This is a genomic window from Leucobacter chromiiresistens (assembly GCF_001477055.1).
In the GTDB taxonomy this organism is placed as follows: Bacteria; Actinomycetota; Actinomycetes; order Actinomycetales; family Microbacteriaceae; genus Leucobacter; species Leucobacter chromiiresistens_A.
Window position 1 is genome coordinate 1 of sequence record NZ_LDRK01000120.1, and the last position, 5,587, is coordinate 5,587.

6 protein-coding genes are annotated in these 5,587 nt (G+C 69.9%); all 6 read left to right on the forward strand.

Translation table 11 applies throughout. The features are described from left to right. Window positions 1-67 precede the first annotated feature (67 nt). Window positions 68-991 carry an EamA family transporter RarD gene (rarD, locus tag NS354_RS12235; RefSeq protein WP_058594739.1) on the forward strand — a complete coding sequence of 308 codons (924 nt, stop codon included), beginning with the start codon at window positions 68-70 and terminating at the stop codon, window positions 989-991. Between the two features lie 75 nt (window positions 992-1,066). Next, window positions 1,067-2,569 carry an IMP dehydrogenase gene (guaB, locus tag NS354_RS12240; RefSeq protein WP_058594740.1) on the forward strand — a complete coding sequence of 501 codons (1,503 nt, stop codon included), beginning with the start codon at window positions 1,067-1,069 and terminating at the stop codon, window positions 2,567-2,569. Window positions 2,570-2,684: 115 nt separating this feature from the next. Further along, window positions 2,685-3,806, forward strand: a complete 1,122-nt coding sequence (locus NS354_RS12245; protein ID WP_058594741.1) for a GuaB3 family IMP dehydrogenase-related protein — start codon at window positions 2,685-2,687, stop codon at window positions 3,804-3,806. 10 nt (window positions 3,807-3,816) lie between these two features. After that, window positions 3,817-4,665: an SURF1 family protein gene (locus tag NS354_RS12250; RefSeq protein ID WP_241490537.1), complete on the forward strand. Its 849-nt coding sequence runs from the start codon at window positions 3,817-3,819 to the stop codon at window positions 4,663-4,665. 55 nt (window positions 4,666-4,720) lie between these two features. After that, a complete protein-coding gene (locus tag NS354_RS12255) occupies window positions 4,721-5,230 on the forward strand; it encodes a DUF3817 domain-containing protein (RefSeq protein WP_058594742.1) in 510 nt (169 codons plus the stop codon). 8 nt (window positions 5,231-5,238) lie between these two features. Beyond that, the coding region (locus NS354_RS12260; protein WP_206542614.1) for a glutamine amidotransferase-related protein at window positions 5,239-5,587 on the forward strand (349 nt) is incomplete at its 3' end.

Consider the following 5,587-nt stretch of genomic DNA (forward strand, 5'->3'; position numbering starts at 1 on the left):
CCGATCCCTCGAGGGATCGGCGGGGCCGCCGTCGTATGGGAGAGCCGAACGGGAGTAGACTGCTCCGATGCGTCGATCACGTGCGGGACTCGGATTCGGTCTCGGAGCGTATCTCTGGTGGGGGGCGTTCCCCTTCTACTTCGGGCTCATCGCGATGGTCGGCCCGCTCGAAGTCGTGCCGTGGCGGGTGGCCACCACGCTCGTCTTCTGCCTGCTGCTCGTCACCGCGACCCGCGGGTGGGGGCGGGTGGCCGCGATCCTGCGCACCCCGCGGCTGCTCGGGTGGTTCGCGCTCTCCGCCCTCTTCCTGTACGCGAACTGGCAGATCTTCGTCATCGGCGTGATGACCGGGCACGTGCTCGAGACCGCGCTCGGGTACTTCATCAACCCGCTCTTCACGATCCTGATCGGCGTCGTATTCCGCAAGGAGCGCCTCAGCCGCCTGCAGTGGATCGCCGTCGCCGTGGCGGGCATCGGGGTGCTGATCGCGGCGATCGCGTACGGGTCGTTCCCGTGGATCGCGCTCGGCATCGCCCTCTCCTTCGGCCTCTACGGCGCGGTGCACAAGCACGCGGGCGAGTCGGTCGACGGCATCACCGGTCTCACCGTGGAGACGTTCGCGACCCTCCCCGTCGCGGCGGCGCAGCTCGCCGTCATCGCGGCCACCTCCGGCCTCACCGCGTTCACGTTCGGAACGGGCGTGACGGCGCTCGTGCTGCTCAGCGGCATCGTCACCGCGATCCCGCTGATCCTCTTCGGCGAGGCCACGCGCCGGCTGCCGCTCGCGCACATCGGCTTCCTGCAGTTCCTCACCCCGATCCTCGGGTTCTTCTACGGCGCGCTCGTCACCCACGAGGAGATCACGACGGGGCGCTGGATCGGCTTCATCGGCGTCTGGATCGCACTCGTCATCCTCATCGTCGACATGGTGCTGCAGCTGCGGCGTTCGCCGACGGCGCAGGTGAACACCGCCCCCGTTCCCTTAGACTGAGAGACCGTACGGGCACCGCATCCCGGTCGCCCGCGAATCTCTGAGAGCCCCACCCACGACACAGATAGAGGTTCCATGGAACAGCGTGACCCCTTCGCGTTCACCGGTCTGACCTACGACGATGTGCTGCTGCTCCCCGCGCACACCGACGTCATCCCCAGCGAGGCGGACACCTCGACCCAGCTCACACGGCGCATCCGCCTGCAGATCCCGCTGATCTCCGCGGCGATGGACACCGTGACCGAGACCCGCATGGCGGTCGCGATGGCCCGCAACGGCGGCCTCGGCATCCTGCACCGCAACCTGTCGATCCAGGATCAGGCCGAGATGGTCGATCGGGTGAAGCGCAGCGAGGCGGGCATGATCACGAACCCCGTGACCACCTCCATCGACGCCTCGGTGGCCGAAGTCGACGCCATCTGCGGCGAGTACCGCGTGTCGGGCCTGCCGGTCGTCGACTCGAACGACGTGCTGCTCGGGATTATCACCAATCGCGACATGCGCTTCATCGACCCGAAGGACCGCTCCCAGGTGCGCGTCGAGGACGCGATGACACGGATGCCGCTCATCACCGGCCCGCGCGGCATCTCGCGGGAGGACGCGGCGGCGATCTTCCGCGAGCACAAGATCGAGAAGCTGCCGCTCGTCGACGACGAGGGGCGGTTGACCGGGCTCATCACGGTGAAGGACTTCGACAAGGAGGAGCAGTACCCGCTGGCCACCAAGGACGAGGCGGGTCGCCTGCGCGTCGGTGCTGCAGTCGGCTTCTTCGGCGACGCCTGGAAGCGCGCCGGCGCGCTCGTCGAGGCGGGCGTCGACGTGCTCGTCGTCGACACGGCGAACGGCGACAGCAAGGGCGTGCTCGACATCATCGCGAAGATCAAGGCCGACCCCGCGTTCGCGGGCGTGGATGTCATCGGCGGCAACGTCGCGACCTACGCCGGCGCGAAGGCCATCGTCGAGGCGGGCGCCGACGCCGTGAAGGTGGGCGTCGGACCGGGCTCGATCTGCACGACGCGCGTCATCGCGGGCGTCGGGGTGCCGCAGGTCACCGCGGTGTACGAGGCCGCGAAGGCGGCGACCCCCGCGGGCGTTCCGGTGATCGCCGACGGCGGGCTGCAGTACTCGGGCGACATCGCGAAGGCGCTCGTCGCGGGCGCGTCGTCCGTGATGATGGGATCCCTGCTCGCGGGCACCGACGAGAGCCCCGGCGACCTGGTCTTCGTGGGCGGCAAGCAGTTCAAGAACTACCGGGGCATGGGCTCGCTCGGCGCGCTGCAGACGCGGGGAGAGCGCACGTCGTACTCGAAGGACCGGTACTTCCAGGCCGACGTGCCGAGCGACGAGAAGCTGATCCCCGAGGGCATCGAGGGCCAGGTGCCCTACCGCGGGCCCGTGGGCGCGGTCAGCCACCAGATGATCGGCGGTCTGCGGCAGTCGATGTTCTACGTGGGAGCGCGCTCGATCGCCGACCTGAAGGAGCGCGGCAACTTCGTGCGCATCACCTCCGCGGGGCTCAAGGAGTCGCACCCGCACGACGTGCAGATGGTCGTGGAGGCGCCGAACTACAAGCGCTGACGAAGCGCACGGAGGGGCCCGGTTCGCGTGCGAGCCGGGCCCCTCCGTGCATGCGGGGTGCGCGCGCGACCCGCCGCGCTCGGTTCGCCCAGCCGCCTCCGGATAGACTGGGCGGGTGAGTAACGAGATCGAGATCGGCCGCGGCAAGCGTGCACGTCGCGTGTACACCTTCGACGAGATCGGCATCGTGCCGACGCGTCGCACCCGAGACCCCGAGCTCGTCTCGACCGCGTGGACGATCGACGCGTTCCAGTTCGACATCCCCGTGCTCGGCGCACCCATGGACTCGGTCATGTCGCCCGCCGCGGCGATCGCCCTCGGGCAGCTGGGCGGTCTCGGCGTGCTCAACCTCGAGGGGCTCTGGACCCGCCATGAGAACCCCGAGTCGCTCCTCGAGGAGCTCGCGGGCATCGACGACGACATCGCCGCGGTGGCGCGCATGCGGGAGCTGTACGCGGCGCCGATCCGGGCCGAGCTGATCACCGAGCGCCTGAGCGAGATCCGCGAGGCGGGCGTGACCGTCGCCGGCGCCCTGTCGCCGCACCGCACCGCGCAGTTCACCGAGACGGTGGTGAACGCGGGCGTCGACCTCTTCGTGATCCGCGGCAACACCGTGTCGGCGGAGCACGTCTCGCAGGAGGGGCGCGAACCGCTCAACCTCAAGGAGTTCATCTACGAGCTCGACGTCCCCGTGATCGTGGGCGGGGCGGCCACCTACCAGTCCGCCCTGCACCTCATGCGCACGGGTGCCGCCGGCGTGCTCGTCGGCTTCGGCGGCGGTGCGTCGTCGACCACCCGAGCCACGCTCGGCATCCGCGCACCCATGGCGAGCGCCATCGCCGATGTGGCCGGCGCCCGCTCCGACTACCTCGACGAATCGGGCGGCCGATACGTCCACGTGATCGCAGACGGCGGTCTCGGCACCTCGGGCGACCTCATCAAGGCCATCGCCTGCGGCGCGGACGCGGTGATGCTCGGCACGGCCCTCGCCAAGGCGTCCGAGGCGCCGGGTCGAGGCTGGCACTGGGGCCAGGAGGCGCACCACGAGGACCTGCCCCGCGGACGACGGGTGCAGGTGGGATCCGTCGCGCCGCTCGCGGAGATCGTGAACGGCCCGGCGAACGTCGCCGACGGCAGCGCGAACCTCATCGGCGCCCTGCGCCGTGCGATGGCGACCACGGGCTACTCCGAGCTCAAGGAGTTCCAGCGCGTGGGCGTCGTGTACGCCGAGCGCTGAGCCCCGGTCGATGTCGCCGCGAAAGGTCGAGTACCTGGGAGAGCCGACGCTCGCCCAGGTGATGCGCCGACCGAGCTGGATTCTGGCCCTCCTCCTCGCACTCGGCATCGCCGTCGCGTTCGCCGCGCTCGCGCAGTGGCAGGCGGGGATCGCGGTGCAGTCGCAGCAGCAGGAGCAGGTGGACACCGAGTCGGAGCGGTCGCTCGCGAGCGTGACCTCCTTCGATCAGGGCGTCACCGATGCGGGTGCCGGCGTCGTCGTGCGGCTGGGAGGCCGCTTCGTCGTCGACGACTTCTCGGTCGTCGCCCCCCGCGAGAACGGGGGCGCGACGGGGGCGTGGGTCGTGGGGAACCTCGTGACCGACGGGCCCGACGCGGAGCCCGGCGCGCACCTCGCCGTCGCGATCGGCTGGGCGGCCACCGTCGCCGATGCCGAGCGCGCGGCGGAGACGCTGGCCGCCGAGCGGACCTCCGCCGAGGCCCGTGAGATCACGGGACGGTACATGCCCCCGGAGGGGCCCCGCGTGCCCGACGCCGACGAGGATCCGCTCACGCTGCGCGCCATGTCGCCTGCCGCGCTCGCGAATATCTGGAGCGCCGTCGACGGCCCCGTCTACTCGGGATACCTGGTGCTGCACGACGACCCGGGATCCGCCCCCCTGCTCGACGCGGCAGGTCTCGCTCCGATCGATTCCGTGGCGCCGCTGCCCGCCGACGCCGTCAACTGGCTGAACGTCTTCTACGCGCTCGAGTGGCTCGTATTCGGCGGCTTCGCCATCTTCTTCTGGTACCGCCTCGCACGCGACGCGTGGGAGAAGGAGCACGAGATGCTCCTGCTCGAGGCGGAGGCCGACGCCTGACACCCACTCGGCGCCCCGGTCTCGGGCGCCGTCAGCCCGCCGTAGAATGGATATCATGCAGCTGCAGCCCAAGCCCGCCGACTACCCGCGCATTCGGAAAGCACTGAGCTTCTACAAGGTGACCTCGGTGATCACGGGCGTCATGCTCCTGCTGCTCTGCGCGGTCATGGTGATGAAGTACGCGTTCAACGTGCAGCTCTTCCTCTTCACCGACGACGGGTTCGCGCACTTCTACGAACTCGCACCCGAGGGCATCGAGTCCGACTTCCAGGCGAGCGGGTTCGACCTGTTCAAGGCGATCCTCATCGCTCACGGATGGTTCTACGTCGTCTACCTCGTCTCCGACTTCCTCCTGTGGAGCCCGATGCGCTGGGGCTTCCTGAAGTTCCTGCTCATCGCACTGGGCGGCGTCATCCCGTTCATGTCGTTCTTCCTCGAGGCCCGCATCGTGCGCGAGGTCAACGGCTTCCTCGACTCCCGCGAGGGCGCGCTCGCGTCCGACGCCTCGACCCCACCCTCCGCGGCCCCGGCCGCGACGACTTCGAAAGGCTCCCTGAAGCGATAATGGCGACTCTGTCTGAACAGCCGGAAACGGACCACCGACCGGTTCTCGTGGTCGATTTCGGCGCGCAGTACGCGCAGCTCATCGCGCGCCGCGTGCGCGAGGCCGGCGTGTACTCCGAGCTCGTTCCCCACACCATCTCCGCGGCGGAGGTGCAGGCCCGCAACCCGCTCGGCATCGTGCTCTCGGGCGGACCCTCCTCGGTGTACGAGGAGGGTGCGCCCGCGTTCGACGCGAGCGTGTTCGACCTCGGCATCCCCGTGCTCGGCATCTGCTACGGGTTCCAGGTGATGGCGCGCGCGCTCGGCGGCACGGTCGGCAACACCGGCGACCGAGAGTACGGCGCGACCCACGCCGAGC